The 26,979-nt window shown below is 32.3% G+C and carries 24 protein-coding genes, 1 other RNA gene and 7 pseudogenes; all 32 read left to right on the forward strand.

The window, feature by feature from the left end:
• Positions 1 to 39: 39 nt before the first annotated feature.
• The 32 genes and pseudogenes from tpiA (at position 40) to PWK10_RS04725 (ending at position 26,979) form a co-directional block, all read left to right on the forward strand.
• Positions 40 to 794 (forward strand): annotated as a pseudogene (gene tpiA, locus PWK10_RS04595) (triose-phosphate isomerase).
• 1 nt (position 795) lies between these two features.
• Positions 796 to 2,328 (forward strand): 2,3-bisphosphoglycerate-independent phosphoglycerate mutase, encoded by a 1,533-nt coding sequence (gpmI, locus tag PWK10_RS04600; protein ID WP_274767520.1) that lies wholly within the window; start codon positions 796 to 798, stop codon positions 2,326 to 2,328.
• 18 nt (positions 2,329 to 2,346) lie between these two features.
• Positions 2,347 to 3,645 carry a phosphopyruvate hydratase gene (gene eno / locus PWK10_RS04605; protein ID WP_274767521.1) on the forward strand — a complete coding sequence of 433 codons (1,299 nt, stop codon included), beginning with the start codon at positions 2,347 to 2,349 and terminating at the stop codon, positions 3,643 to 3,645.
• A 164-nt stretch (positions 3,646 to 3,809) separates the two neighbouring features.
• Entirely contained in the window at positions 3,810 to 4,046 is a 237-nt protein-coding gene (gene secG / locus PWK10_RS04610) for a preprotein translocase subunit SecG (RefSeq protein ID WP_008908249.1), read from the forward strand.
• A gap of 22 nt (positions 4,047 to 4,068) precedes the next feature.
• Positions 4,069 to 4,994 (forward strand): annotated as a pseudogene (locus tag PWK10_RS04615) (sodium/proton-translocating pyrophosphatase).
• Between the two features lie 44 nt (positions 4,995 to 5,038).
• Complete coding sequence (locus PWK10_RS04620; protein WP_274767522.1) at positions 5,039 to 5,197, forward strand: sodium/proton-translocating pyrophosphatase; 159 nt, start codon at positions 5,039 to 5,041, stop codon at positions 5,195 to 5,197.
• The gene (locus tag PWK10_RS04625) at positions 5,197 to 6,087 is read left to right on the forward strand and encodes a sodium/proton-translocating pyrophosphatase (protein WP_274767523.1); all 891 of its coding nucleotides are present in this window, start codon (positions 5,197 to 5,199) and stop codon (positions 6,085 to 6,087) included. The genes PWK10_RS04620 and PWK10_RS04625 overlap by 1 nt, the downstream gene beginning before the upstream one ends.
• Before the next feature lie 89 nt (positions 6,088 to 6,176).
• Positions 6,177 to 6,726, forward strand: a pseudogene (locus PWK10_RS04630) (HDIG domain-containing metalloprotein).
• A gap of 11 nt (positions 6,727 to 6,737) precedes the next feature.
• A pseudogene (rnr, locus tag PWK10_RS04635) lies at positions 6,738 to 8,856 on the forward strand (ribonuclease R).
• A gap of 104 nt (positions 8,857 to 8,960) precedes the next feature.
• A pseudogene (smpB, locus tag PWK10_RS04640) lies at positions 8,961 to 9,426 on the forward strand (SsrA-binding protein SmpB).
• A 51-nt stretch (positions 9,427 to 9,477) separates the two neighbouring features.
• Positions 9,478 to 9,829, forward strand: a transfer-messenger RNA (tmRNA) gene (gene ssrA / locus PWK10_RS04645).
• A 248-nt stretch (positions 9,830 to 10,077) separates the two neighbouring features.
• A complete protein-coding gene (locus PWK10_RS18345; protein ID WP_342455620.1) occupies positions 10,078 to 10,194 on the forward strand; it encodes a recombinase family protein in 117 nt (38 codons plus the stop codon).
• Positions 10,191 to 10,487, forward strand: a complete 297-nt coding sequence (locus PWK10_RS18350; RefSeq protein ID WP_342455621.1) for a recombinase family protein — start codon at positions 10,191 to 10,193, stop codon at positions 10,485 to 10,487. Before PWK10_RS18345 ends, PWK10_RS18350 begins: the two co-directional genes overlap by 4 nt.
• Positions 10,488 to 10,549: 62 nt before the next feature.
• Positions 10,550 to 11,515, forward strand: a complete 966-nt coding sequence (locus tag PWK10_RS18355; protein ID WP_342455622.1) for a recombinase family protein — start codon at positions 10,550 to 10,552, stop codon at positions 11,513 to 11,515.
• Positions 11,516 to 12,201: 686 nt separating this feature from the next.
• Complete coding sequence (locus PWK10_RS04655; protein ID WP_274767524.1) at positions 12,202 to 12,645, forward strand: DUF6345 domain-containing protein; 444 nt, start codon at positions 12,202 to 12,204, stop codon at positions 12,643 to 12,645.
• Positions 12,636 to 13,013, forward strand: a complete 378-nt coding sequence (locus tag PWK10_RS04660) for a DUF6345 domain-containing protein (protein ID WP_274767525.1) — start codon at positions 12,636 to 12,638, stop codon at positions 13,011 to 13,013. Before PWK10_RS04655 ends, PWK10_RS04660 begins: the two co-directional genes overlap by 10 nt.
• A gap of 18 nt (positions 13,014 to 13,031) precedes the next feature.
• Positions 13,032 to 13,754 carry a hypothetical protein gene (locus PWK10_RS04665; protein WP_274767526.1) on the forward strand — a complete coding sequence of 241 codons (723 nt, stop codon included), beginning with the start codon at positions 13,032 to 13,034 and terminating at the stop codon, positions 13,752 to 13,754.
• A 1,613-nt stretch (positions 13,755 to 15,367) separates the two neighbouring features.
• A complete protein-coding gene (locus tag PWK10_RS04670) occupies positions 15,368 to 16,603 on the forward strand; it encodes an RHS repeat domain-containing protein (RefSeq protein WP_274767527.1) in 1,236 nt (411 codons plus the stop codon).
• A 541-nt stretch (positions 16,604 to 17,144) separates the two neighbouring features.
• Positions 17,145 to 17,282: pseudogene (locus PWK10_RS19445) on the forward strand (colicin D domain-containing protein); the annotation flags it as partial.
• A gap of 88 nt (positions 17,283 to 17,370) precedes the next feature.
• Complete coding sequence (locus PWK10_RS19450) at positions 17,371 to 17,496, forward strand: hypothetical protein (RefSeq protein WP_446715335.1); 126 nt, start codon at positions 17,371 to 17,373, stop codon at positions 17,494 to 17,496.
• Positions 17,493 to 17,882, forward strand: coding sequence for an Imm64 family immunity protein (locus PWK10_RS04675; protein ID WP_274768117.1), 390 nt, complete (start codon positions 17,493 to 17,495; stop codon positions 17,880 to 17,882). Before PWK10_RS19450 ends, PWK10_RS04675 begins: the two co-directional genes overlap by 4 nt.
• Positions 17,883 to 18,387: 505 nt before the next feature.
• Positions 18,388 to 18,894 (forward strand): hypothetical protein, encoded by a 507-nt coding sequence (locus PWK10_RS04680; RefSeq protein ID WP_274767529.1) that lies wholly within the window; start codon positions 18,388 to 18,390, stop codon positions 18,892 to 18,894.
• A gap of 182 nt (positions 18,895 to 19,076) precedes the next feature.
• Positions 19,077 to 19,876 (forward strand): annotated as a pseudogene (locus tag PWK10_RS04685) (ZIP family metal transporter).
• 225 nt (positions 19,877 to 20,101) lie between these two features.
• Positions 20,102 to 20,806: a LacI family DNA-binding transcriptional regulator gene (locus PWK10_RS04690; RefSeq protein WP_274767530.1), complete on the forward strand. Its 705-nt coding sequence runs from the start codon at positions 20,102 to 20,104 to the stop codon at positions 20,804 to 20,806.
• Between the two features lie 44 nt (positions 20,807 to 20,850).
• Positions 20,851 to 21,108 carry a substrate-binding domain-containing protein gene (locus PWK10_RS04695; protein WP_274767531.1) on the forward strand — a complete coding sequence of 86 codons (258 nt, stop codon included), beginning with the start codon at positions 20,851 to 20,853 and terminating at the stop codon, positions 21,106 to 21,108.
• A gap of 91 nt (positions 21,109 to 21,199) precedes the next feature.
• Entirely contained in the window at positions 21,200 to 22,360 is a 1,161-nt protein-coding gene (locus PWK10_RS04700) for an ABC transporter substrate-binding protein (RefSeq protein ID WP_274767532.1), read from the forward strand.
• A 263-nt stretch (positions 22,361 to 22,623) separates the two neighbouring features.
• Positions 22,624 to 23,517 (forward strand): carbohydrate ABC transporter permease, encoded by an 894-nt coding sequence (locus PWK10_RS04705; protein ID WP_274767533.1) that lies wholly within the window; start codon positions 22,624 to 22,626, stop codon positions 23,515 to 23,517.
• Between the two features lie 12 nt (positions 23,518 to 23,529).
• Positions 23,530 to 24,027 (forward strand): hypothetical protein, encoded by a 498-nt coding sequence (locus PWK10_RS18360; RefSeq protein WP_342455623.1) that lies wholly within the window; start codon positions 23,530 to 23,532, stop codon positions 24,025 to 24,027.
• Positions 24,012 to 24,380, forward strand: a complete 369-nt coding sequence (locus PWK10_RS18365) for a carbohydrate ABC transporter permease (RefSeq protein ID WP_342455624.1) — start codon at positions 24,012 to 24,014, stop codon at positions 24,378 to 24,380. Before PWK10_RS18360 ends, PWK10_RS18365 begins: the two co-directional genes overlap by 16 nt.
• A 144-nt stretch (positions 24,381 to 24,524) precedes the next feature.
• On the forward strand, positions 24,525 to 24,911 hold the full coding sequence (locus PWK10_RS04715) for a hypothetical protein (RefSeq protein ID WP_274767534.1): 387 nt from the start codon (positions 24,525 to 24,527) through the stop codon (positions 24,909 to 24,911).
• Entirely contained in the window at positions 24,902 to 25,195 is a 294-nt protein-coding gene (locus tag PWK10_RS04720; RefSeq protein WP_274767535.1) for a hypothetical protein, read from the forward strand. Before PWK10_RS04715 ends, PWK10_RS04720 begins: the two co-directional genes overlap by 10 nt.
• 65 nt (positions 25,196 to 25,260) lie before the next feature.
• Positions 25,261 to 26,979: a hypothetical protein gene (locus tag PWK10_RS04725; protein WP_274767536.1), complete on the forward strand. Its 1,719-nt coding sequence runs from the start codon at positions 25,261 to 25,263 to the stop codon at positions 26,977 to 26,979.

Consider the following 26,979-nt stretch of genomic DNA (forward strand, 5'->3'; position numbering starts at 1 on the left):
TTATCTTAACTTAGGCAACAATTTTGAGGAGGAAAAATAATGAGAAGACCAATAATTGCAGGTAATTGGAAAATGAATAAAACTGCAAGGGAAGCTGCACAGCTTATTATAGAACTTAGGGATAAGGTAAAGGATGCAAAATGTGAAGTGGTTGTTTGCCCGCCCTTTACATCTTTAGCTCAGGTTATAACTTTGGTTGAAGATACAAATATTAAAGTCGGAGCACAGAACATGTATTTTGAAGAAAACGGAGCCTTTACAGGAGAAGTATCTCCTATAATGCTAAAGGAATTAGGGGTAGAATATGTAATCTTAGGACATAGCGAAAGAAGAATGATATTTAAAGAAGACGATGAGCTTATAAATAAAAAAGTAAAGGCTGCTTTTGTCCATGGTTTAACGCCTATACTTTGTGTTGGAGAAACCTTAAAGGAAAGAGAAGAAAATAGAACGTATGAAGTTATAAAAGAACAATTAAAAAGGACTTAGACGGTTTAGATAAAGCTAAAGTTGCTAAAATGGTTATAGCCTATGAGCCTGTATGGGCTATAGGAACAGGTAAAACTGCCACAGCTGAGGATGCAAATGACGTTATAAAGTTTATTAGAAATTACATACGTGAAAATTTTGGAAATGATGCAGCAGAAGAAATTAGAATACAATATGGAGGAAGCGTTAAACCATCCACAATAAAAGAACAGATGGCACAAAGCGATATAGGCGGTGCCTTGGTTGGTGGTGCAAGTTTAAACGCTACAGAATTTGCAGCAATTGTAAACTATAAGGAGGATTAAGATGGTTAAAAGGCCAAGAATATTAATTATACTTGATGGCTGGGGAATTAACGATAAAAAAGAGTGGAATGCAATAGAAAACGCAGATCCTAAAAATTTTAAATTTTATTGGCAAAATTATCCCCATACAAAATTGAGTGCATCAGGCCTTGATGTAGGACTTCCAAAAGGACAAATGGGGAATTCTGAAGTAGGACATTTAAACATTGGTGCAGGAAGAATAATATATCAAGAATTTACAAGAATAAATAAGGAAATAGAAGAAGGAAATTTCTTTAAAAATGAAGCCTTTTTAAAGGCTATAGAAAATTGCAAAATTCATAATTCATCAATGCACCTTTTTGGACTTTTATCCGATGGTGGAGTTCATAGCCATATAGAACATTTAGAGGCACTATTAAAACTTTGCAAAGACAATGGCCTTAATAATGTTTATGTTCATGCCTTCCTTGATGGAAGAGATGTTCCACCTCAATGTGCGTTAGATTATGTAGATAGATTAGAAAATTATATGAAACAATTAGGAGTAGGTAAAATAGCAACCATATCAGGTAGATATTATGCTATGGATAGGGATAAAAGATGGGAGAGGACGCAGCTTGCTTATAATGCAATAGTTAAAGGTGAAGGTGAAATTGCAAGATCTGCAAGGGAAGCTGTTGAAAAGTCCTATGAAGAAAATAAAACGGATGAATTTGTAATTCCAACAGTTATAGTTGAAGAAGATAAACCGGTGGCTATATTAAAGGAAAACGATTCAGTTATATTCTTTAATTTCAGGCCAGATAGAGCAAGACAGATAACAAGGTCTATTGTAGATGTTGATTTTGCTGGATTTGAGAGAAAATATTTTAAAGTATTTTTCGTTTGCATGACTCAATATGATAAAACTATAGAAAATGTTGAAATTGCCTATAAGCCTGAAAAATATAAAAACACCTTCGGAGAATACTTAAGTAATTTAGGATTAAAACAATTAAGAATTGCAGAAACAGAAAAATATGCCCATGTTACATTCTTCTTTAATGGAGGAGTTGAAGCACCCAATAAGGATGAAGACAGAATATTGATTCCTTCACCAAAGGTTGCGACCTATGACTTAAAGCCTGAAATGAGTGCATATGAAGTAACTGATAAAGTAATAGAAATGATAGATAGCGATAAATATGATTTTATTATATTAAACTATGCAAACCCAGATATGGTTGGGCATACTGGAGTTTATGAAGCAGCAGTTTCTGCAATAAAAGCAGTTGATGAATGCCTTGGAAAAGTTGTAAATAGGGTATTAAGCAAAGGTGGGGCAGCGTATATAACTGCTGACCATGGAAATGCTGAGCTAATGGTAGATTATGAAACAGGAGAACCTTATACAGCACATACTACAAACTATGTTCCTTTTATCGTAGTAGGAGAAGGAGATATAAAGTTAAAAGATGGTGGTAAATTAGCTGACATTGCTCCTACTATAATAGATCTTATGGGTTTACCAATTCCTGCAGAAATGACAGGAAATAGTTTAATAGAAAAATAATAAGAAAGGGGAATGAAAATGAAAAACTATGTAGAAATAATCGATATTTATGCAAGAGAAGTTTTAGACTCAAGAGGAAATCCAACTGTTGAAGTTGAAGTTGTTCTTGAAGATGGGACTGTTGGAAGAGCAATAGTTCCATCAGGAGCATCAACAGGTGCATTTGAAGCTGTAGAATTAAGAGATGGAGATAAGGCAAGATACAATGGAAAAGGTGTATTAAAGGCTGTTGACAATGTAAACAATGTAATAGCACCAGAACTTATAGGAATGAACGTATTTGATCAGACTCTTATCGATAAAACATTAATTGAACTTGATGGAACAGAAAATAAAGGAAAGCTAGGAGCTAATGCTATTCTAGGTGTATCACTTGCAGTAGCAAGAGCAGCAGCAGAAAGCCTTGGATTACCATTATATCAATACATAGGAGGAGTTAACGCAAAAGTATTACCAGTTCCTATGATGAATATTTTAAACGGTGGGAAGCATGCTGACAACAATGTAGATATACAAGAATTTATGATAATGCCTGTAGGGGCACCAAACTTTGCAGAAGCTTTAAGATGGTGTGCAGAAGTATATCATTCACTAAAGAAGACTTTATCAAATAAGGGATATAACACAGCAATAGGAGATGAAGGTGGATTTGCACCAAATCTTAAGTCAAATGAAGAGGCTATTCAAGTTATAATCGAAGCAATTGAGGCGGCTGGATATAAGCCTGGTGAACAAATCGCAATAGCTATTGATGCTGCCGCAACAGAACTTTATAAGGAAGATGGAAAGTATCACCTTGAAGGAGAAGGAAGAGTATTAACTGCAGAAGAAATGGTAGCCTTCTGGGAAGACTTAGTAAACAAATATCCAATTGTTTCCCTTGAAGATGGTCTTTCTGAAGAAGATTGGGATGGATGGAAGATATTAACAGATAGATTAGGTAAGAAGATTCAGTTAGTTGGAGACGACTTATTCGTTACAAACACCAAGAGACTTGAAAGAGGAATTAAGATGGGCGTTGCTAACTCAATCCTTATAAAGCTTAACCAAATAGGAACATTAACAGAAACATTAGAAGCAATCAAGATGGCTGAAAGAGCTGGGTATACTGCGGTTGTATCCCACAGATCTGGTGAAAGTGAAGACACTACAATTTCAGATCTTGTTGTTGCAGTCAATGCAGGACAAATAAAGACAGGTGCTCCTGCAAGAACAGACAGAGTTGCAAAATACAACCAATTATTAAGAATCGAAGACGAACTTGGAGAAGTTGCTGAATATCTTGGTTCAAAAGCCTTCTACAATGTAAAAAGATAATAACCTACATTATTGTATCCCTAAATAAGCTAAAGGGCAGTGCCCTTTAGCTTAAAATTTATGATAGCACATAAAATAATTATGATATATGATTATGATTGTATTTATTTTTTTATATGTTAAAATATGAAATATGAATTGATTTCAATAAGGAGGTGCTTTAGATGAAAACATTTGTTATTATTGTCCATGTAATTGTAAGTTTAATAATAATAACTACAGTTTTAGGTCAGCCTGCAAAAACCTATGGATTATCAACTGCAATATCAGGCGGTGCTGAAACTTTCTTTGGCAAAAACAAAGGAAGAACAATTGAAGGTAAGTTAAGAAAACTCACTGTATTTGCCATGATTCTTTTTGTTATTACATCCATGCTTTTAGTATACTTAACAGGCAAATAATATTCACAAAGGGGGTACAATAATGAATATTGTTTTAGCGCCAATTGCAGGTGTTATTGCGTTGTTATTTGCTCTTTATTTATCAAATAAGATTTCAAAGGCAGATGCTGGAACTGACAGAATGAAGGAGATTGCTAGCTACATACATGAAGGTGCTATGGCATTCTTAATGAGGGAATATAAGTCATTATCAATATTTATTATAGTTGTATTTTTGGTGCTTGGATTTTTTATAAACTGGCTAACAGCACTATGCTTTATTTTTGGTGCATTATTTTCTATTTTAGCTGGATTTTTGGAATGCAGGTTGCTACAAAGGCCAATGTAAGAACAGCTAATGCTGCAAGAACAGGTCAAAACAAAGCCCTTGAAATTGCCTTCTCAGGCGGTGCAGTTATGGGGATGAGTGTTGTTGGTCTTGGTCTTTTAGGAGTAGGAGCACTTTACATGATTTTTAAAGATGCAAACATAGTTACAGGTTTTGGTCTTGGTGCCAGCTCAATAGCCCTTTTTGCTCGTGTTGGCGGAGGTATCTATACAAAGGCAGCCGATGTTGGTGCAGACCTTGTTGGTAAAGTTGAAGCTGGAATTCCTGAGGATGACCCAAGAAATCCAGCAGTTATTGCGGACAACGTTGGTGATAACGTTGGAGACGTTGCTGGTATGGGTGCAGACCTTTTTGAATCATATGTAGGATCTATAATTTCTGCCCTTACACTAGGTGCTCTTGTTTATAATGATAACAAGGGTATAATTTTCCCATTAATTTTAGCAGCTATAGGTATTATTTCTTCAATTATTGGTTCATTATTTGTAAAAGGCGATGAAAATTCTAATCCACAAAAGGCCCTTAAGAGTGGAACTTATGTTAGCAGTATTTTGGTGATTATAGCTTCGGCTATATTAAGTAAAACTGTATTTGGAGATTATAGAGCGTTTTTGCAATAACAGCTGGTTTAATAGTTGGAGTTTTAATTGGTCAATTTACAGAAATGTATACATCCGCAGACTACAGCCACGTTAAAAAGATTGCAAAACAATCTGAAACTGGGCCTGCAACAACAATAATTTCAGGTCTAGCTGTAGGTATGTATTCTGCTGTTTTACCTGTTGTATTTATTGCTTTTGCAACTATCCTTGCCTTTTTATAATGGGAGGATATGGTTCAAGCCAAAATGTTTTAGCTGGACTTTATGGAATTTCACTTGCTGCTTTAGGTATGCTTTCAACAACAGGTATGACGGTTGCAGTTGATGCCTATGGACCAATAGCAGATAATGCAGGTGGAATTGCTGAAATGTCAGAACTTCCAAAGGAAGTTAGAAAAATTACTGATACTCTTGATTCCGTAGGAAATACGACAGCAGCAATAGGAAAGGGCTTTGCGATAGGTTCTGCTGCACTAACAGCACTTGCTCTATTTGCTTCCTATTCACAGGCCGTTCAATTAAAGGCAATTGACCTTCTAAACCCAATGACATTAGTTGGGCTTTTAATTGGTGGAGTTTTACCATATTTCTTTGGTGCATTGGCTATGGAGGCTGTTGGTAAAGCAGCAAATCACATGATTGAAGAAGTTAGAAGACAGTTTAAGTCCATACCAGGGCTTATGGAAGGTAAGGCAAAACCTGATTATAAAACTTGTGTTGATATTTCAACTGCAGCTGCTTTAAAGGAAATGGTTCTTCCAGGAGTTTTAGCAGTTGTTGTTCCACTTTTAGTAGGATTACTACTTGGTGCAGAGGCGTTAGGAGGACTTCTTGCTGGTGCCCTTGTATCAGGTGTTTTAGTTGCAATCCTAATGGCTAATGCCGGTGGAGCATGGGACAATGCAAAGAAATATATTGAAACAGGTGAACATGGAGGAAAGGGTAGCTTTGCCCACAAAGCAGCTGTTGTTGGAGATACTGTAGGCGATCCATTTAAGGATACTGCAGGACCAGCGATGAATATCTTAATTAAGCTTATGACAATTGTTTCACTTGTATTTGCACCATTATTTGCAAAATTCGGTGGAATATTATTAAACTTAATAAAATAATTAAAGACCTGCGAAAGCAGGTCTTTAATTTAAACATTTTTATATGAATAAAAAAGCTAAATTGTCAAAAATACTTAGGAGGGGTTATAATGGATAGAAGTTTGGCTCTATTGCAGGTTAAAGAAAGAGTTAAAAATGAAAATCTTATAAAACATATGCTTGCCGTTGAAGCAGTAATGAAATCCCTTGCAAGGAAATTAGGGGAAGATGAGTTAAAGTGGGGAATATGCGGATTAGTTCATGATATTGACTATGAAGAAACATATGAGACTCCAGAAAAACATAGTATAATAGGAGCAGAAATTTTACAAAATTTAGGATATCCTGATGATTTAGTTTATGCCGTTAAGGTTCATAATGAGGTTCACGGACTGCCAAGAGTAAGCCTTCTTGATAAAGCTCTATGGGCATCTGACCCTGTTACAGGGCTTATTATAGCATCAGCTCTTGTGCTGCCAGATAAAAAATTAGAAAGCTTAACAGTTGATTCAGTCATTAAAAAATGAAGAAAAAGATTTCGCAAAGGGAGCCAACAGAGAACAAATAAAATCGATAGAGGAGATAGGCATTTCTTTAGAAGAGTTTTTAAGCTTATCTATTGATGCTATGAAGGAAATTGCAAATGAATTGGGGTTATAAGGAGTGATTGCATGAGCAAAATTAAAGAATCTATTTTAGAATTTTTAAGAAGGGAAAGCTATAGGCCAATGTCGGCAGAAGAGCTTGCAAAGGCATTTCAAATCGACAGAAAACAAATTGGAGAATTCCTCTCTATTATCGATGAGATGGAGGAGGAGGGACTAATCTTTAAAACAAGTAAAGAAAAATATGGCCTTCCTGAAAAGATGAACTTAGTGATAGGTAAACTACAGGGACACCAAAAAGGATTTGGCTTTGTAATTCCTGATGATGAAAAGTTAATGGATGTTTTTATCCCAGCTGAAAACATCAATGGAGCTATGCACAATGATAGAGTAGTTGCAAGGATAATTAAAGCTGCAACACCGACCAAAACAGCTGAAGGTGAAATTATTAAAATTTTAAAAAGAGCTAATACAAGGGTTGTCGGAACCTTTGAGAAAAACAGTTATTTTGGCTTTGTTATTCCAGATGATAAAAGGATATATCAAGATATATTTATTTCAAAATCAAACTTTAATGGTGCTAAAGATGGTGATAAGGTTATAGTTGAGGTTACAAAATGGCCTGAAAAAGAAGAAATCCTGAGGGAAGGATTATAGAAGTATTAGGTAACAAAAATAAACCTGGAATTGACATCTTGTCGATTATTAAAAAATACAATCTTCCAGAGGAATTTCCTAAAGAAGTTGAAGAATATGCAAATGCCATTCCAGACGAAATACCTGAAAAGGAAATAAAAAGAAGAAGAGATTTAAGAGACTTAAAGATTGTTACAATAGATGGGGAAGATGCAAAGGACTTGGACGATGCAGTATCAATTGAAAGACTTCCTGACGGTAAATTTAAACTTGGAGTTCATATTGCAGATGTTACATATTATGTTAAAGAAAAGTCACCTTTAGATAAGGAAGCATTAAAAAGAGGAACAAGTGTTTATCTTGTAGATCGAGTAATTCCTATGCTTCCTAAAAAGTTGTCTAATGGTGTTTGTAGTTTGAATCCTAGGGTTGATAGATTAACTTTATCCTGCGTCATGACAATTGATCAAAATGGTAAAGTTGTTGATTATGAAATATTCGAAAGCGTTATAAAGACATGTGAAAGAATGACTTATACAGATGTTACAAAAATACTGCGGGATAATGATCCGGATTTAATAAAAAGATATGATTATTTATATGAAGATTTTAAAGCAATGGAGGAGCTATGTAACATTTTAAATAGAAAAAGAATGCAAAGAGGAGCTTTAGATTTTGACTTTGAAGAGTGCAAAATTATCCTTGATGAAAAAGGGAAACCAGTTGAGGTTAAACCCTATGAAAGGGATATAGCAAACAGGATAATTGAAGAGTTTATGATAGTTTGCAATGAAACTATTGCAGAACATATGTTTTGGGCAAATATTCCTTTTGTTTATAGAATTCACGAGGATCCTGATTACGAAAAGATAATGCATTTTAACGAATTTGTTCATAATTTGGGCTATAAGGTAAAGTTTGCAAAGGATATTCATCCTAAAATGCTGCAGGAAGTTTTAGAGAGTGCAAAGGGTAAAAAGGAACAGCCTATAGTTGATATGCTTCTTTTGCGCTCATTAAAGCAGGCCCGATACTCACCTGAATGCTCAGGACATTTTGGTTTGGCATCAAAGTATTACTGCCATTTTACCTCACCAATTAGAAGATATCCGGATCTCATAATTCATAGAATAATAAAAGAATATTTAAAGGGGAAAATCGATGAAAAAAGGATAGAAAAATTAAAAGCAGTTGTTGAAAAGGCAGCAAAGCAGTCAAGTGATATGGAAAGATTGGCGGATGAAGCTGAAAGGGAAACAGAAGATTTAAAGAAGGCAGAATATATGGCAGAAAGAATAGGGAAATTTATACAGGTATAATTTCCTCCGTGACACACTTTGGGATGTTTGTAGAACTGCCTAATACAATTGAAGGTTTAGTTCATATTAATAGCATGACGGATGATTACTATTTATTTGACGAAAACCTTTACGCATTGATTGGAGAAGAAACAAGAAAGATTTATAGGCTGGGAGATGAAGTTAAAGTAAAAGTTCATAGGGTTGATATAGAAAGTAGAAATATAGATTTTGTTTTAGTCGAGGAGTAGGGCACTTTAAAGTGCCTCTATTTTTTATTGCATTTACAAATTTAGCTGTTATAATATAAGATGAATAAAGGAGTAAGCATTAGCGTTCTATGTGAGGTGTTGATATGAAGAAAAACGAAAAGAGGGTTTTAGCTGAAAATAGAAAGGCAAGGCATGATTATTTTATAGAGGAGACTTATGAGGCGGGGATTGAGCTTTTGGAACTGAAGTTAAGTCCGTGAAATTAGGTAAAGCAAATTTAAAGGACAGCTATGCAGAAGTTGTTGATGGTGAGATTTTTGTTTATAATATGCATATTAGTCCTTATGAGAAGGGAAATATCTTCAATAGGGATCCTCTTCGCCCTAAAAAACTTTTAATGCATAAGTCAGAGATTAGAAGATTAGCAGGTTTGGTTTCTCAAAAGGGATATACTTTAATACCTTTATCATTATACGTTGTAAGGGGACTTGTTAAGGTTGAATTAGCCCTTGCAAAGGTAAAAAGCTTTATGACAAGAGGGAAGACATAGCAAAACGTGATGCAAGAAGAGAAGTTGAGAAGGAATTTAAGATTAAAAATTTATACTAAGTCCATTGAAAATCATATTAAAACTTGCTATAATATAATATGACCTCCTATGGGGGCGTCTTGGCTTTCGACGGGGGTAGGAGGAATTCGGGAAGCGAGTCGTGGTGCTCGGAACCACGTTAAAAACCGGGAATTAAAAATAAACGCAAACGATAATTTAGCTTTAGCTGCCTAATTAAAGGCGGCCGTCCTACCCAAGAGGCCCACGGCTTGGGATAGGGCGTGGACTAGTGGGGAACGGGCCTATCTAAGCTTTGCGATAGGTCGGCATCTATGAAGCTACTGAAGTCCGAATCCTGTCAGTGGGAGTCGGATGGAGGGAATGTCAAAACACTGACTGCACTCGGAGATGCCTGGGTTTCACTGCCTTCGGACAGGGGTTCAACTCCCCTCGCCTCCACCATATTTGAACAACACATTGATACGATAGATAGAAGCCTTGAGAAATCAGGGCTTTTTGTTTTTGAATGGCAGGCATATCACATATAACTTATTTAGTTGAAACCAATGGCAAGATCTGTAACCGTAATACCAGAAACAGCAAATAACGTTTCTCCAATTACAAAAACAAAAGTAAATAGAAAAAGAGTAGCTGCTTAGTCAAGAGTTTCAACGGATAATGAAGAACAGCTTCAAAGCTTTGAGGCACAGATGGACTACTATACAAAATATATAAAGGCAAACCCTGATTGGATATTTGTAAATGTTTATACAGATGAAGGCATATCAGCAACAAGCACTAAAAGAGAGATGGATTTAATAGAATGATTGAAGATGCCTTAAGCGGCAAGATAGACCTTATAATCACAAAGTCAGTTAGTAGATTTGCAAGAAATACAGTAGATACACTAACAACAGTTAGAAAGTTAAAGGAAAAAGGTGTAGAGGTATATTTTGAAAAGGAAAATATCTATACAATGGACAGTAAGGGAGAGCTTTTAATTACCATAATGAGTTCATTGGCTCAAGAAGAATCAAGGTCAATATCAGAAAATGTAACCTGGGGACATAGAAAAAGGTTTGCAGATGGTAGGTTTAGCTTGCCATATAAAAATTTTTAGGATACACAAAGGGAGAAGATGGCTATCCTAAAATAGTTGAGGAAGAAGCAAAGATTGTAAGGATGATATATAGGATGTTTTTAGAAGGGAAAACAGCACTTAGCATAGCAAAGTATTTGACAGAAAACAAAGTTCCAACACCAGCAGGTAAAGGGGTATGGCATCAAAGTATAGTATTAAGTATTCTTCAAAATGAAAAATATAAAGGTGATGCAATACTTCAAAAGAAATTTACAGTAGATTTTCTTACAAAGAAGATAAAGAGAAACAAAGGTGAAGTTCCACAGTATTATGTTGCAAACAGCCACCCTGCAATTATCTCACCTGAAGTATTTGATATGGTTCAGATGGAGATAAAAAATAGAAAAGAGGCAAGAGGGTATAAGACAGGTAGAAACTACTTTTCAGGAAAGATTATCTGTGGTGATTGTGGAAGTTTTTACGGCAGGAAGGTATGGCATTCCAATGATAAGTATAGGAAGATTATTTGGCAGTGCAATTCAAAGTATAAGAATGATAAAAAGTGCAAGACACCATTTATAAATGAAGAAGATTTAAAGAAGGCATTTGTAGAAGTGTTTAATGGGGTTATAAATAATAAGAAAGAAATATTAAAGGGTTATGAGGAAGTTATAAAGGAACTGATTTATACAAAAGATTTAGATGATAAAATATGTGAGTTTGAAAAGAAAGCAAAAGAAATATTAGAAGAAATAAATAGGTGTATTCGTGATAACGCAACTAAAGCACAGGACCAAGAGGAATATATGACAAGATACAATGCTTTAGTTGAAAGGTATGAAGGAAATAGAAAGTTAATTGAAGATGCTGAAAATGAGAGGTTTGAAAGGCTTGTAAAGAAGGATAGGATAGAGGAGTTTATGAAGGTTTTAAGAGATAGGGATGGGCTAGTAGATGAGTTTGATGGGGAGATTTGTAATATGGTAATTGAGGCAGTTAGGGTTTACGAAGGTGGGAAAATGTTGTTTGTGTTTAAGGATGGGATGGAGGTGGAGTGGGAGGTGTAGGGTGATAGTAGAAGATTATTTTACTACGGTTTTTATGATAAAACTTTAACGAACATTTTAATTTATATTTAAGTAATTGTAAGTTATTGATATTATAGGTGAGATAGAAAAGGAATTTATATTAAAATATGTGTAATTAATTGTATTACTTTAAGCTGATGCAGAATTATGTCGGGATAAAATGGAAATTTTTAATTGACATAATTGGTAGAGTGGGGGGTAAAATGGTAATAGTAGGTAACAGTTAAGAAGTGTGTGGACATGTTTTAGACATAATAATTTAAACTAATAGTTTTATAGGTTCGTTTAAGAATTATTTTATTTAGAAAATGATATAGTTACTAAGGTTATTTTAACAAAATTAATCAAAATGTGGATCAACTTTGATATTACAATATTCTTTCTTAACTGTTTCATTAATATTTTAAAGACCTTTAAATGATAAAAAAGAAAGTAAGAATTAATTTAACCAAATAGACGAAGATTTCAACTAAAGCACTATTAATCATGTTGATAACTTGCTCCTTTCTTTGTTTGTTGGTATAAAAATGATGTGGTAACTAAAAAAATACCTCGAAAAAGAGGGGGAGCAAGTTATTATATAAAAAATTAATTAAATCAAGGGGTTAGCGTCGGAAGTACCATAAAACTTTTGACAATACCTAAATAATTCTAGGAGGTGTACTATGCTAAAAAGTAAATTTACAACATCAACTCTAGTAATTATTGTAATAATGACTTTATTTTTAGTTCCACAGAATGCTAAGGCGGATGCAGATGGAAATTCAGTACAAATTGGTATTGAATATGTAGGCAAATATTCAGGTACTGGAAGCCCAGTCATATGGAATTTAGATACTGCTTCTAGTGCTTCGAGAGGGGATATTCGCATCATAAAAGAAAACCCAAACTGGGGATTGCTGTATATTTGGGGAGATTCTAATGTATGGGAAAAAGACTTTAGAAGTAGTTCACTTAATGGTAATGACTATAGGTTAACAGATGATGTTGATTTATTGTTTTATGTAGGTCACGGAGTGAAACCAGGTTTTTATAATGCTAATGATTATTCCTTAATAATGAACAATCAAAACGATAGTTATTATGCTAAACAGGGGAAATGTCATTAGGTGACAGGGACTTAGAATGGTTTATAACCTTTACTTGTAACTTTACAAATGGTTCTGCTAACCAAATAGGACGGTTATTTAATAAACTTCATGCATTAGCTGGGTATAAAACTGATATGACAGTTACATCAAATGCTGGAGATAGATTTTCTTATTGGGCTGCTACCCAAAAGTATCCTATTTCTGTAGCTTACGAAAATTATGCTTGGGATACTCAAAATGCAGTAAATAAGAATTCGATAAGGATATTTAGAGCAACATCAACATGGAATGATCATCTGTGGGGTTTTGGTAGTGTTGCAAGTGACCCTGTGCCATACTCAAGTAATCCAACTGCTTATTCTACATATGAGGCAGACATATGGTAAAGAGAGAGGAGGAATACAATGAAAAAGTATAATCTAATGAAGTATCTTCTAATTATTACCCTTACTGTATTCATATCTGGATGTAATAGTAGTTTAAATAATAGTAGCTTGAATAATTATAAATTAGCCAAAATCACAGTCAATCCATTAGGTGTAACAGGTTCAAGTGGAAATTTTAAAAAACTCAACATTGGTATTGATAAAAACAATATTCCCCAAAAATTTAAAGTATATAAAGTTAAGGATCCTAAAATAGATAAAAATCAAATCAAAGAAAAGGCAAATAAGTTGGGAATCGTAGGAGAACTTATCGAAGATGAAAAAATCATTAGAATAAGTGGAGAAACAGGTGATTTCATAGTCAATAAAATTACAGGTTCTGAGAGATATTTTACAAAACAAATGCGAGGAGATGTAGAACCCAAACCACTTAAAAATATTTTAAAAGATGAGGAATATGTAAAATTAGCCAGTGACTTTTTAAATAAATATGGTTTTTCAAAACCTAATATGGTGCTAAAAGGAGTAAATAAAGGTTATAGAATTGGTACTATTGATAAACAAGGTAATGAAACACAATCAGTTGCTAAGGTAGAAGTGATGTTTGAAAGCAAACCTATTGATGGAATTAAATATACTGGTGTAGGACCAAAAATTTCTGTTTGGTTTGGCGATAACGGAGAGATAATTGGTTATGGTTCCATATGGAGAGAAATAGAGGAAAAAGTAATTATCCATTAATATCTATGGATGAAGCAGTTGAAAATATTAAGAAAGGTAAAGCATTAATATATAATTTAAGTAATAGTGATGAAGAGGGAACCATAGAGAGTGGGAATTAGTTCTATGGAGTGATCCAGATGGTTATGAGCAAAAATATGTAATTCCTCATTATATATTCAAAGGTAAAACTAAGGATGGTAGGGCATTCACTATTGTCACTCGAGCTATATCTGATATATATATAGAAGAGAGCAAATCTGAAAATATTGATTATCCAATTCCTGAAATGAAAGAAAAACCTGAATAATGATTGTATTTGACAAGTAAAAATTTATCATTTTGGTTGAAAATTCATTATATAATCAATGCACAAATAATAAAAATTAATATAAAAATAAATTTAATCGACTCAATTCAATTTTTATAGCCGCAATTAGAATATCAAGGCTTATACATTTTTACAAGTAATTGCAGTGAGAATGGCTGAATAATGTTTGAAATATAAGAGACTCTTTGTCATTTCTTGGGGCGGGTATTCAATTAGAATGCCTGTCCTTTCTTATTTAAGATATAGCTTTTATTTAATTCAAAATAATAAAGATAGTTGTATCAACATCATCGTCCAAAGACATAATATAAACAATAATCTTGATACAATTGTCTTGAAGCTTTAAGTTTCAAGGCTTTTTTATTTTTGACATAGAGTTCATACAACCTTAAATTACCAGTTTACCACAATTTACTGGTTGAAACCGGCTCCCTTGAATGTTAATATTTTATTAACATTTTGCCGAGAGGGGTTTTATGATGCACACACTTAAACGTCGCATTTCTTTTATTCTAATCTTCACATTAATTTTTCCTTTATCAACATCAAAGTATTCGCAGACATTTTTAACAGTTCATCCTCAGCAGAAGATGCACCAAATATTACAGAAATTCCTAAAAAAGAAGCGAAAATAATCAAATTTGATTCCGATATTTTGACAGAGTTACTGCAAAAAATACAACGGAGCAGAAAGGTTTAGATACGAATATGATGCAAGTGGAAATTTAGGCTATTTAGATGACCTTGTAAATGGGGTAAAATATAGATATGTATATAATATTTCAGACAGATTAATAAAGATAGAGGATTCAAATGGAAACAGAATAAATTATACTTATGATTCAAACAGCAACAAAAGCGGTGTAGTTGAAAGGATAAACAACTTTAGCTTTACCACAAGCTATTCCTACGATAAGGACAATAGAGAAAAGGAAATAACCCTTCCAAACGGAGCAAAGGCTATAAATAATTATGACATTTTAGGAAGATTAAATAATAAAGTTATTTCAACAGGTTCAGCATCCTTTACAACAAACTATAGCTATGAAGCTGGAGCATACCAAAACTCAACAACAAACAGGTTAAGCGAGATTGACAACAACGGTAAAAAATAAACTACACCTACGATGCAAATGGAAATATTGAAACAATAACCCAAGATGGGAAAAGAATAAAATACCAATACAACGAGCTTAATGAACTTATACAAGAAGACAACCAAATATTAAACAAAACAATAGTATATACTTATGACTTTGGTGGAAACATTTTAAGCAAGGCAGAGTATCCGTATACAGAAGGAGTGCCTGAAAATCCTACAAAAACAATAACCTACACCTATGATGATTCTAACTGGAAGGATAAGCTTACAAGTTTTGACGGAAAGACAATAACCTATGATGCAATAGGAAACCCTCTATCCTATGATGGCTATATCTTCACATGGGAAGAGGGAAGACAGCTTGCGAGGATACAAGGTAATGGCCTTAATATTTCCTACAAATACAACGACCAGGGCATAAGAACAGAAAAAACTGTAAATGGTGTTACAACAAAATATTACCTTTTAGGCGATAAGGTTATACTTGAAACAAATGGGTTAGATACAATCCACTATTCCTACGACAGTTCAGACAACCTTGTTTCAATGAATCTCAATGGTGTAGAATATTACTATGTAAGGAACGGCCAAGGGGATATTATAGCTCTAATTGACGGGCAAGGGAATGAAGTTGTAACCTACACTTATGATAGCTGGGGTAATATTATCTCTATTGATGGAAGCCTTGCAACAACAGTAGGAGTTAAGAATCCGTATAGATACAGAGGATACAGATACGATGAGGAGACGAAGTTGTATTATCTACAAAGTAGGTTCTACAATCCTGAGTGGGGTAGGTTTATTAATGCGGATGATGTAGAACTAGTTAAAACAACAATAGAAGGCTTTACAGATAAAAATTTATTTGCTTATACTGATAATAATCCAGTTAATAGAGAAGATTCTAGTGGATTCATATGGTTTAATATGTTAGTAGGTGCTGCAGTTGGGGCAAGTATATCCATAGCTTCACAATTAACTTCAGGCACTTCATTTAGTGAAATAAATTTGTGTGATGTAGGTGGTGCGGCATTAAGTGGAGCAATAGCTTCAATACCAGGATTTGGTATAGTGGGTTCATCAATTTTTGGTGGATTTGGTAATATTGCTGGTGGATATATTAGTGGAAATATTAAATCTAGTAAAGATCTTGCAAAACACTTTGCTTCTGGTGCAGTGGCAAATGCAGTAGGATATGGTGTTAGTAAACATGTTGCTAAAAAAGCTTTAACATCATTTAATAGACTTCCACGATATGCAAGAAAAGCAAAGCTGGCCAAATTATATAGCAGTAAGGGAAATATGAGAAACATTAATATCAAAAATGCAGTATTAGATGCAGAACTTGGAATGAAATTAAGTCCATTAAAAAACTTTATATATTCTACAATTTCTTCAGAATTGTCAGGGAGATTAACTCAACGAATACTAAGATAAAGAAACAAGATCTTTTGCCATAAGGAGTTGAATGCATGAGTTGTAAAAAAATAATAAAATGATGCCTTTTATGTGGGAAGCCATTATTCTTCTTGTAATATATTTTTTAATAATAATATTTCTTATATGGACAAGATTTCGTTATTTTTTAACTAATATATTTATGATAGCATATATAATTTTTGAATCGAAAATTTTTCTTAGGTTATTTGAAATAATCAAAGATGTAAAAAACAATGATATAATAAATGAATTTGTATATGTTGATAGTATATTTGAAAGGAAATATGAATTATTATCTTTTAGGAAATTTTATGTTTTAAGATGCCATAAGGTTCGAGCAAAAAATTTACAAATGAAATAATCTTTTTAAAATCGGCAAAAAAATAGACATAAAAGAAAAGTCATTTATAAAAATAACTTATTATAAAAACTCTAAGATAATTTGCTTTATTACAGATGATAAGTAAGATTGAAAAAATTGTTTATTTGGTTATTAGTAAATTAAACTCATAGCAATAGATCTAAATTATCAAATTATAGAGGACAGGAAGTTTATTTGTTCGTTAAGAATGGGATAGGTGTATATACTGACTTATATGGTAACTTTATTAGTGGTTGGAAATTAACTAAGGAACAATTGGAATTTCATTTAAGAAATGGGAAACGGATAAAGTAGAGGAGGTGTGATAGTTGAGCAGTTTTATTTCTATTGGTTTAGTATATAATAAATCTGGCAATTTAATTGGCGAAGAAATAAAAAAGTAATAGAGTATCTAATAAAAACAGAAGGATCATTATTAGAGGTAAAATATAGCTTAGATTCAGAAGGTAATGAGTGGATAGAAAATGATGTATTAGATATTTCTTCTAAAATGATTTATATAAAATAATTGCCACAAAGTTTAATGCTATAATAGTTGTCAAATCAGGTATCTTTGGAATTAAAGATAATATTATCATAATTAGAGTATATAAAGAAATTAATTACTTTGGTTTTCTGATAGATATAGACGAGGAAACGATTATTAAAAAAATTGGGATAAACGAGTTAGAACAAAAGATTTGTGATATGATTTTTGATATTTATAGAGTAAGTGAATTTGACTATGCATTTTGTGACAATGAAGCAGAAATTGAATTTTCACCTGATGAATTTAAAAATTTAAAGGAAAAGATTTATTCGATTTTAGTTTTGCCAATAAACGGAGATAAAAGGCTTGAATTAAAATTGATAAAAAGCAATTGGAAAATTGATGGCTATTCATTGAGAAAGTAATTTTATGATAAGATTTTGTAGACAAAGGCAATGCATTTGTTATAATATTAGTTTTGGAATTAAAAAAGACTAGAAATAATACTTTTCAAATTTTAATGTTTTTTCAAGTTAAGGTAAATTAAACTTATATTGAAAATATAAAATATTTATAAACCTTGTATCAACATCATCCTCCAAAGACATATTTGAACAACACATTGATACGATAGATAGAAGCCTTGAGAAATCAGGGCTTTTTGTTTTGTAATGTAAATTTATCTGGAGGCGAGGGAATTTAATATATAATTTTGGGAAAAAGAAGGAAAATAGGTGGATGTGTAGAATAAAGTAAATAATAGTAAGTAATTAATAATTCAATATATAAAGAAGGAATTAACAATTAGGCAATGCGTAGGTAAATAGTAAAAAATTAAGTTTCTGTGTCAACTATATTAACATAAGTCTCGAATTTTATTTTTAGAAAAAGAAAAATTGCATAATTAATATGTTGTTTGGAGGTGTGAAAATGGAAGATCAATGTTATGAAATTTTATTTACATCAGAAATATATGAGAAATTTAATGATAAAATGGCTACTATTTCAGAATTAAAAAATTCTTATAAATCCATACCAAATGAAAGTGGGATATATTTTGTTATTAAACCCAAAGACTTTAAAGTAGAAATAATAGAAAAAACAACTGCAATAACTGAGTATAAAAATAAATCTATGTTATTTGATAAAAATCAATTAGTAAAAAAATTTGAGAAAAGTAATAAAATTATTTTATATATTGGAAAAGCTGACGGAAAGAAAAATACTTTGCAAAAAAGAATCAGACAATTAATAGAATATAGTTATGGCAAAGCCAAAAATCACCGAGGTGGTAGAGCTTTATGGCAAATTAAAGATAACAAAGATTTGTTATTAATTTATTTTGAAAATACAAATGCCAGAAATTTAGAGAAAGAACTTTTAAAAGAATATAAAAGACGATTTGGCGAACTTCCTTTGGCTAATTGGAGAATATAGTGATTTGTTTGAAATTTATTATTATTATTCAGTAATGCTAATTTTAATTTCTTAAGCCTCCACTCAAATTACAACAGACCTATTAATAAAAGCATATTAACTGGAGGTATTAGTTTCTACGGCTTTAATATATGATCTTTACAGGAGAAAAATAATTTAATAATATTATACGAGGTGATATAATGAGTTTTTCTAGATTTAGTCCAGTAATATTAGCATTATTTGGAACACTTTTTACTTGGTTTTTAACAGCGTTGGGGTCTGGGATGGTTTTTATATTTAAAGATCTTAATAGAAAAGTATTAGATGGGATGCTTGGATTTGCAGCTGGTGTTATGATTGCAGCAAGCTTTTGGTCGCTTTTAAATCCGTCAATAGAAATGGCTGAGAATATGGGAATTATTTCTTGGGTTCCTGCAGTTGTAGGATTTTTATTGGGTGGTTTCTTTTTAAGAGCAGTGGATATGTTTATGCCACATCTACATATGTTTTCGGATGAAGCAGAGGGTATAAAGACAAGTTTAAAAAGAAGCATACTTCTTGTTCTTGCTATAACGTTACACAATATACCAGAAGGGCTTGCGGTTGGAGTTGCATTTGGTGCTTTAAATAGTGGAGATACATCAGCTAATTTGGCAGGGGCGATTGCCCTTGCAATAGGAATTGGGCTTCAAAACTTTCCAGAGGGGCAGCAGTTTCGATTCCACTTAGAAGAGAAGGACTATCAAGATTTAAAAGTTTTATGTATGGTCAGATATCAGGAGCAGTAGAGCCAATTGCAGCTGTTATTGGAGCATCTTTAGTTGTTTACATGAAGGGCATATTACCCTATGCTCTATCATTTGCAGCAGGTGCTATGATCTTTGTAGTTGTTGAGGAACTTATTCCAGAATCACAGGCAGGGGAACATACGCATATAGCTACATTAGGGACTATGATAGGATTTGCTGTTATGATGTTATTAGATGTGGCATTAGGATAGAGTGTTATTTTAGAATAAAAGAGCTTTTCCACACATTTTCTTCTCCACCCCAAGCATCATAAGTTTCACAAACTTTATGTTCAGGACCAGAAAGTAACCTGTAATGAAATAATAATAATTTACTGAATTTTTTTATTTATGTATTGACCAAGAATAAATAAATTTGCTATAATAAAAATGTATTACGAAATGGGTTTCGTAAAAAATTAAAAGAGGTGCATAGATTTGACAACCATATACGATATATCTAAAGCAACAGGATTTTCACCTACAACTGTATCAAAAGCATTAAATAATTACCCAGACGTAAGCGAGAAAACTAAACAAATAATTTTAAAAAAGGCCAGTGAAATGGGGTATATTCCTAATTCTCATGCAAGGATTTTAACTACGAAAAAATCATGGACAATAGGAATATTATTTGATGAAAAACTTAATATAGGTATAAAGCATCCATTTTTCAATGCAATTATTGAAAGTTTTAAGAAAAATGTTGAGATGAAAGGTTATGATCTTTTATTTATATCAAAGGATATAGGTAAAAATCCAATTACCTATTTAGATCATTGTAAAATAAGAGGAGTAGACGGAGTTATAATTATAACTTCAGATCCTAAAAATGAACAAATTCAGGAAATCATAAATAGCGATTTCCCTTGTGTATTAGTTGATAATGAGAGCGATGTTGCTAGCAGCGTTTACTCAGATAACCTTCGAGGATGTTATTTAGCTGTTGAATACCTTTATTCTTTAGGACATAGAAAAATAGCACATATATATGGTAGTCAAGAAACTTTTGCAGGTAAGATAAGATATGAAGGATTTATAAATGCCTTGGAAAAGTTGAATCTAGAGAAAATAGATGAATATTTGGTGGATGGTGGATATTTTTCATTTGACGGTGGTTATAGAGCTATGAAAAAATTTTAGAAATAGATGATAGACCTACAGCAGTTTTTGTATCAGGTGATCTTATGGCCTTTGGAGCAATTAATGCTGCTAAAGAAGAAGGTTTAAGAATTCCTGAAGATATATCTATTATTGGATATGATGATTTAGAAATGTGTAGGTATTTTACACCAAGACTTACTACCATAAGACAAAATACCGAATTAATAGGTGAACAAGCAGCGAATATATTAATAGATGCAATTGATAAAAAAATCGCCCGAACTTCTGTTATTGTTCCTGTAGAACTGATAATTAGAGATTCTTGCAAATCCTTAATTTAGTTAATTTTACTCAAATTCGAAACCGGTTTCGATTATATTTAAATAATGATGTCCATAATTTTTAATAAACCTAAGAAGAGGGGTATATTAAGTGAAAAAATTACTAAGTGCTGTTTTATCAATGATCCTAATAACAACATTATTTGTTGGATGTGGATCAAAAACTAACAAGAATGCAAAGGAATTGGAAATTAATAAGGACAAAGTTTTAAGGGTATGGTCATTTACAGATGAATTAAAGAAACCCTTAGAGTATTTTGAAAAGAAATACGGAATAAAAACAGAACTTACAATTATTCCGACTGAAAATTATGCATCTAAAATTCAGCCAGTTTTAGAAAGCGGAGTAGGAGCTCCTGATGTATTTACAGCCGAAATAGCATGGGTAAAGCAATGGATTGACTTGCCATATTGGGAGAATCTATCAGAAGATCCATATAATGCAGATGAGTGGGAAAAGGATTATGTTCCATACGTATTTAATCTTGGAAAGGACAGCAATGGTAATGTAAAGGCATTATCATGGCAGGCAACACCAGGAGGATTCATTTATAAAAGATGGATTGCAAGAAAAGTATGGGGAAACGATGATCCTGCATTTGTTGGAGAAAAGTTATCATCAATGGAAAATTTCTTTAAAGCAGCTGAAGAACTAAAGAAGGCAGGTTATAAGATAGTGCCAGATGAAGGTGCAATTCGTTGGTTTGCTAAGGGTTCAGATCCAAAACCATGGGTAAATGAAAAAAATGAGTTGCAATTAACACAGGCACAGATAGATTTCATGGATTATCAAAAGAAGTTGCGTGAAAATGAATATACTGCAATGGCTCCAGAATGGTCACCAGCATGGTTTGCATCAATGCAAGGACCTGTTCCTTTTAATGCTGGTTGGGATAAATTAGATAAAGTAAAATCAGACAAAAAAGTTGAAGTGTTTGGATATGTTATGCCTACTTGGGGATTACATTATGTTATTAAACCAAATGCGAAGGATACAGCAGGCGATTGGGGTTTAACTTCTGGACCATCGCCATATTTCTGGGGAGGAACATGGATAGGAGTATATTCAGGATCAGATAATAAAGGTGCAGCATGGGAATTCGTTAAAATGATGACTCATGATGAAGAGTTTTTAAATTGGTGGTATCAAGAAACAGGAGATTTACTTTCATATAAACCTGTTACAGACAAAGTAAAGGATACAGCATCAGATAAATTCTTAAAGGTCAAAACCACTATCAATTCTTCTTAAAAGAAGCTGAAAAAATCAATCCTAATATAGTTACTAAATACGACCAAGGTATAGACAATATTTGGGGTAATGTAGTATCAGAATATGTAAATGGTAAGAAGACTAAAGAACAAGCGATTAATGAATTTTATAAGCAGGTTAAAAACGCATACCCAGAGATTATAACTCCACTTGATAAGCAATAATAATAAAAAACACAAGTATAATAGGTGGACAAAAGTTCACCTATTATACTTATATTTTAAAAGGAAAGAGGGTGCACTATGAATTCTAGAAATAAATACGGCTATTTATTTATATCTCCATTTTTTATAGTATTTAGTATATTTGGTATTTATCCTATATTTCTTTCTTTATATATGAGCTTTACAGATTATAAAGGAATTGGCTCGCCCTTTAAAGCAAACTGGGTAGGATTACAACAATATCTAAGATTAGCAAGTGATAAATACTTTTTGCAAGCTTTCGTAAATACATGGAAAATATGGGGAGTAAATATTATATTGCAATTATCCTTAGCGTTGATATTAGCTATTCTATTTTCAGATATAAGACTAAAGCTTAAGGGTTTAAGTCTATTCCGTGCGATTTTTTATTTGCCTAATTTGATGACAGTTTCTTCTGTTGCATTATTGTTCTTATATATTTTAGATTGGCAACATGGAGCTCTTAATGGCCTTTTACTTAAATATGGATTTATTTCAAAACCTGTTAATTGGCTTGGAGAACCAATTACAGCACAATTATCTGTTTCGCTAATACAGACATGGTTATGGTTTGGACATACATTTATTATTATTTTTGCAGGAATCCAGGGTATTTCAAAAGATTATTTTGAAGCAGCTATGATAGATGGGGCCAATAGATGGCAAACATTTTTTAAAGTAACACTGCCATTGCTAAAACCAATTATGCTTTATGTAGTTATTACATCTTTAATCGGTGGATTACAATTATTTGAAATACCATTTTTAATATCACAAAATGGTCTTGGAGGACCAGAGGGTTCCTTAGTTACGATGGTATTATACTTGTATAATCAAGCATTTAAGTATCATAATTTTGGCTATGCATCAGCGGTAGCTTATGGTTTGTTTTTAATAATATTGCTATTTTCTATGATCGTTTTCAAAGGCATGTTTAAAGAAGAGATTTAAGGGGTGTGATTTTTGGATAAAAGAAACATTATTAAATGGCTTATATATGCTGCGTTAACTTTGCTGGCAACCGCTTGCTTGTTACCCTTTGCTATGATGATAATAAATTCTACACGTTCTAATACTGAAATAGTAAGAGGCTTTACGCTAATTCCAGGAAAGAGCTTGATAGAAAACTATAAAAATATGATGTATCATATGGATGTTAGCGACGGAATATTTAAAGGAATTTGGCTTGGTTATAAGAATAGCTTTATTATTGCTTCATCTGTAACGATATTAAGTGCATATTTTTCAGCTTTAACAGCCTATGGATTTTACGCATATGAATTTAAAGGGAAAAAACTATTATTTATAATTATTTTAATAATGATGATGATACCAAGTCAATTAAGCTTACTAGGCTTTTTCGAGCTAAATAAAGCTTTAAAAACATTAGATAGCTATATACCACTAATAGTTCCCTCAATAGCGACGCCCTTTACTGTGTTTTTATGCGTCAATATTTAATCTCATCAATGCATCCTGCAGTAATCGAAGCGGCCAGAATAGATGGTGCAGGTGAATTATCAATTTTCCATAAAATTATTTTACCAATGATGCTGCCAGCGATTGCAACAATGTCAATATTTACTTTTATTGGAGCGTGGAATAGTTATATAGTCCCATTAGTTGTAATATTTTCACCTGAAAAATATCCGTTGCCTGTTTTGATGGGGTATCTTAAGGGAGGAAAAGTTGCTGAAAATTTAGGTTCAATGTATTTGGCAATTTCTATGTCAGTTGCGCCTATTATTATAGCATTTATGTTCTTATCTAAATATATTATTAGCAGCATTTCGGCAGGATCAGTAAAAGAATAAAGATTATGACTGGGAGCGTTAAGGGAGGATAAATATGAGTAAGTTTTACTTTGATGAAAAAATAGATTTGTTATAGAAAATTTTAATGCATCAAAGCCTTTTGCAAGTTTCTTACCTGGAATAGCAGGTAAGAAGGGAATTCCAATGTGGATATTTTACGTCAACAGAGGTCAATGTATATCATCCTTTGGAATAAAAAACAAAGATAATCCAATAATGGAGTTTTTCCCAGCATATAAATGTTATCAAAATGTTCAAAGCGTAGGATTTAGGACATTTATAAAGTTTACAGATGAACAAAATATATATGAACCTTTCTTATATCCAAGAAATAATAAAGTTAATCAAAAAATGTATATAGGAATGAATGAGCTTGAAATAGAAGAAGTAAACACAGAAAATGGATTGCAAATAAATGTTCTTTATTTTATGCTCCCACAAGAAAAGATAGCTGCCCTAGTTAGAAAAGTAACAATTAAAAATATTTCAAACAACAAAAAAGTCTTGAAATCTTGGACGGGATGCCAGTAGTGCTTCCATATGGGATAAGCGATGGTGGATTAAAACAAGTTGGCAATACCCTTAAAGCATGGATGGAAGTATATAATCATGAAGGTGGAATCCCAATTTTTAGAATGAGATCGTCATCAGAAGATAGTGTTAATGTTACAGAGTTTAAAGAAGGTAATTTTTACTTGTCATTTAAAAATGTAAATGGTAAAAAGGATTTAATAAAGCCAATTGTTGATATTGACCTAGTTTTTGGAATGAATACATCCCTTAGCTATCCAGATGTATTTTATAATTTCCTTTAAGTGAAATTTTAAATAGAAAGCAAATTACTTCAAACAAAATACCATGTAGTTTTTCAGCAGTAAGTTTGGATGTTAATGCAGGGGAAGCTTTGGATATATATACTATTATTGGCCATGCACCGGAGATTTATGTTTTAGAAAGCTATAAAGAAATATTTATGGATGAAAATTACATTAATAATAAATATTTAGAAGGTAAAAAAATTGTAGAAAGATTAACAGAAGATATATATACAAAAACATCATCGAAGCTATTTGATGAATATTGTAGACAAAGTTACCTAGACAACATTCTAAGGGGTGGATATCCTATAATATTAAAAAATGGTGACAAGCCACTTGTTTATTATATGTATTCAAGAAAACATGGCGATTTAGAAAGAGATTATAATTACTTTTCACTTGAACCAGAATATTATTCAAGCGGAAATGGAAATTACAGAGATATAAATCAAAATAGAAGAAATGATGTTTTCTTTAATCCAGAAGTAAAAAGTTATAACATAAAAATTTTTATGAATTTAATTCAAGCAGATGGTTATAATCCACTAGTTATTAATGGGGTTAAATATAGAATTAAAGCTAACAGTTTAGACTTTATCGACGAACTAGCTGAAGATACAGACAAGTTAAATGAGATTTTATCAAATCCATTTACACCAGGTAGGCTGATTACATTTATAGAGCAAAGAAATATAAAACTTAAGGTTTCACAAGAGAAATTTTTAACAAAGATTATGGAAAATGCGGAAGAAGAAGTTGATGCGCTTCATGGTGAAGGATTTTGGACGGATCATTGGACATATAACTTAGACTTGATTGAGAATTATTTAGAGGTTTATCCAGATAAAAAGAGGGATTTGCTATTTAATGAATATGATTATACTTATTTTGACAATAGTAAAGTTGTCTTACCAAGGGAGAAAAGATATGTATTGTCTAACGGTAAAGTAAGACAATATAATTCAATAGTAGAAGATAAGGACAAAAAGAAACTTATAGAATCAAGAAAAACTTATAAAAATATAATGAGAGCTAACAAAGGCTTAGGAGAGATATATACAACTAATTTAATTGTGAAGCTATTAAATCTTGCAGCAATAAAATTTGCTACTATTGATCCTGCCGGAATGGGAATTGAGATGGAGGCAGGAAAACCAGGATGGTATGATGCATTAAATGGTCTTCCTGGACTCTTTGGTTCTTCAGTTGCAGAGGCCTTTGAATTGGTTAGACTTTTCAATTTTATATTAGATGTTTTAAAGGAATATCCAGATGAAGAAATTAAAATTCCGATTGAAGTTATGCAGCTAATTGAAAACGAAGTTAAGTATGTTCAAAGATATAACGAATCAAATATGGATAATAAAGATTATGATTTTTGGTCAATTATGTCTGATTTACGTGAGAAATATAGGGAAGATGTAAAATTTGGGTTTCAAGGCAAAGAAGTATCTGTAAGATCAGCGGAATTGATAGATAAGATCAAAGAACTTAAAGATAAATTACAGTTGGGCTTGGATAAAGCTATTATAAATAACGATGGTTTAATGCCTACGTATTTTTATTATGATGTAGAAGAATACGAGATCATTAAAGGCATTGACAAAGATGTAGAAGATGAAAATCAAGAACAGTATATTAGAGCATTAAAATTTAAACAAAATAAAATGCCATTATTTTTGGAAGGGATAGTTAGAGGGTTTAAAATTTACAATGATAAAGACTTCCTAAGCAATGTATATAAAAGAGTAAAAAATAGTGATTTATTTGACAAAAATTAA

The organism is Caloramator sp. Dgby_cultured_2 (assembly GCF_028872215.1).
In the GTDB taxonomy this organism is placed as follows: domain Bacteria; phylum Bacillota; class Clostridia; order Clostridiales; family Caloramatoraceae; genus Caloramator; species Caloramator australicus.